The 2,676-nt window shown below is 49.2% G+C and carries 4 protein-coding genes; 1 reads left to right on the forward strand and 3 read right to left on the reverse strand.

Annotated elements, in window-relative coordinates; all coding sequences use genetic code 11:
- On the reverse strand, window positions 1-513 hold a 513-nt coding region (locus QCH34_RS10370; protein ID WP_300333803.1), incomplete at its 3' end, for a flavodoxin family protein.
- Window positions 514-622: 109 nt separating this feature from the next.
- Here QCH34_RS10370 and QCH34_RS10375 point away from each other — a divergent pair.
- Entirely contained in the window at window positions 623-928 is a 306-nt protein-coding gene (locus QCH34_RS10375) for a DUF1894 domain-containing protein (RefSeq protein ID WP_300333805.1), read from the forward strand.
- A gap of 9 nt (window positions 929-937) precedes the next feature.
- Here the strand turns inward: QCH34_RS10375 and QCH34_RS10380 are convergent, their stop codons facing one another.
- Together QCH34_RS10380 and QCH34_RS10385 are read right to left on the reverse strand one after the other, a co-directional pair.
- A complete protein-coding gene (locus QCH34_RS10380) occupies window positions 938-1,675 on the reverse strand; it encodes a winged helix-turn-helix transcriptional regulator (RefSeq protein ID WP_300333807.1) in 738 nt (245 codons plus the stop codon).
- Complete coding sequence (locus QCH34_RS10385) at window positions 1,675-2,424, reverse strand: hypothetical protein (protein ID WP_300333810.1); 750 nt, start codon at window positions 2,422-2,424, stop codon at window positions 1,675-1,677. The genes QCH34_RS10380 and QCH34_RS10385 overlap by 1 nt, the downstream gene beginning before the upstream one ends.
- Window positions 2,425-2,676 lie beyond the last annotated feature (252 nt).

The raw sequence follows: 2,676 nt of genomic DNA on the forward strand, positions 1-2,676 counted from the left end.
TGCCACATGCTGGACACCGTCCACATGGCCGATGATAATCAGTCCTGCAACTTTGTTATGAATCATCCTGTTTCCAAACCAGGAGTACTGGTTCTCGATGCAGTTCATCCGCTCGACGAATTTCTGAACAAGGGCAGAGTGGTTATTCCACCGGATAGGGGATGCAAGGATGAGAATATCGCAGGCGAGCACCGCGTCATAGACCCTCTGCATCTGGTCATCTGTGTATTTCAGCGTCGACATGCAGGGATAGATACAGTGGGATGGATCTTCTGAGTAATTGCCCTCACAATGATAGATCAACAGATCCTTCAGCCTTATGAACTCGGTTGTCGAGCCGAAGCTTTCGTATTTCACAAGGGCCCTCTTCAGGAGCCGCTCGGATTTACTCAGATCCCCATCCTGCCGGCTGGATCCGGATATTCCAAGCACCCTGATACCCCGGCACCGTTCCGGATCAGGTGGTTCGATGATATTCACGCCAAATTTTCGTCCGACAAGGGGGGATGGCATAGCAGAAACTACTCGCTTGTCCTATTTCTACCTGACGCTCATGATCGAATCAGATCAATTCGTAAACAGAATGCGAGGTTTTTTATTTTGAAAAGTCCGAACAAATACTATGAAGGAACGCTGTGTCAATAACCTTGGCGGCAAAGTTCTGATGATGGATGCAAAGCCTGACGAAGTGAATGAATACGTCAGGAAGAACACTGCGGAACAGTATGAGATGTATCCGGATTTTGAGTTCCGCGGACTGCACATGCTTCTTGCAAAGCCTATGCTTGTAGGGCTGAAGATCAAAAAGAAGAAGATCATCATGCCATTTACAAAACTCTGCCCAAAATACGGAACCGTACTCTATGAGATCGATGCAGAGGACGGAGATTTTGAGACGATACGATCAGGGCTTCAGCGGGTGGAGTAAGAATATCAATCAGCCAGTACCTTCAGCCCAAAGAGCTGTCTGATCAAGGAGATGGGTCACCTGATCATTAATCATGTACCGGACCGATCTCCCCTCTTTTCTCACCGACAACAGGCCTTTCTCTTCGAGCCTCTGCATATGCCATGTTATTGAGGGGCCGCTTTTGCCGATGGTATCTGCGATCTCCTGCCGGGAGATCTCGGGTTGCACCAGGATAATCCTGAGGATCTCAGATGCCGTCTGCGAACGGAGGCAGGAGATGAGATCCAGTTCATCACGTGAATAGGTTCCCCCGTTCCTGAAGAATCTCCTGAACCCTTTCTCTTCAACGACCCGGATCATGTGCGAACGCTCAAGGATCGCACAATGATACCGGATGGTGCTCAGGGTGGACTTCGACTTCCTGGCAAGCTCATGAAGGTGAATGCCCGGCTCTTTGCAGATCCTTCCAAAGACCTCTTTCCTTAGGGAATTATCAAGGACATTCGAGCCGGAAACCCGCCGATATCCTGCAAGAGCCCAGAACTTCATGGCAGTCAGTACCTCAAGTGGAAAACAGGAGACCTGGAGAAGGAAGATCCAGAATGGAAGCTCAAGAAGACCAACTGGTGCCGGGGTCACAGGGACTGCTCCTGTCGGCGGATTCTCATACCCTGAGCTGATCGTATAGGAGGGGGCCGCCGAGGCAGACCAGGTAAGAGCTGCCAGGCAGATGAGCATAATCAGGAGCTTTGCATGTGGATTCATCAGTACCAGATCGTGAATGTATACCGGCTCTCTTCTTCACCGGGGTTCTCAATTCGGAAGTACCATTCTCCTTGTGGCATAATAGTATCTCCGGCAATCTCAAGATATATCCTGTTATCGGGAACACCGTCATCTGCATCCTCAAACGGGCCAAGAACGGCATCGGGTGAATATACCGTCAATATAACCGGCCCCTCTTCAAAGAGAAGATCAACCCAGATCCGGTCTTTTTCTTCCGGAATGGAAAGGGCAGAGTACTCTGTCTGATCACCTTTCACAATTCTCCATTCCACTTCTTCCACCGGATCATGCTGTGTCGGAATGGTGTTGATCTGATAAATGCTCATAGGCGGGTGGAGCGAGGGATTCAGTTGTACCTTTAACCTGAATATCGAAATACTGATCGGAAGAAAAGGATCACGGGGTTGTGCATTGTATATCCGGATAGTTCGCTCAACACTCTCATCGGGTATGGGGGGTCTTGCTGACAGCCGGACAGGCCTCACATTCGTTGAAGGCAAAGAACTATGAGGGAATAATGATACCCCGGGATCCCGGAACTTAATGCGAGGGGGAGTCCCGTTTAACCCCATCGAATTTATCACAATAGTCTGCTCCTGTGGCTGGAATTCGCGCTTGAAAACGATCTGCAGCTCTTCTGTCTCATCGTGCCCCGATGCGGATACCGGGGTGGAGATCAGTGTGATCATGATGAATATGGTGAGCCAGACAGAGAGCCGGTTATTCATTCGTCTAATTTCTTTTTTAAAATAGTATAAAGGATATGGTACAATCATCTACAGGTCAATACGGGCAATGAAGCGAGGAATGGTTCAGAGCCGACATGTTGAGGATTGTGCGAGAATGCTCTATTAAACAACCTGCATTCATTCTTCTGAACATGATTGAACTGACAGATTTAACCAAGCGGTACAACGGAGTGCCTGCAGTTGACAATCTCTCCCTTACCGTACGCGAAGGGGAGATCGTCGGACTCCTCG

Source organism: Methanocalculus sp. (assembly GCF_029762515.1).
In the GTDB taxonomy this organism is placed as follows: Archaea; Halobacteriota; Methanomicrobia; order Methanomicrobiales; family Methanocorpusculaceae; genus Methanocalculus.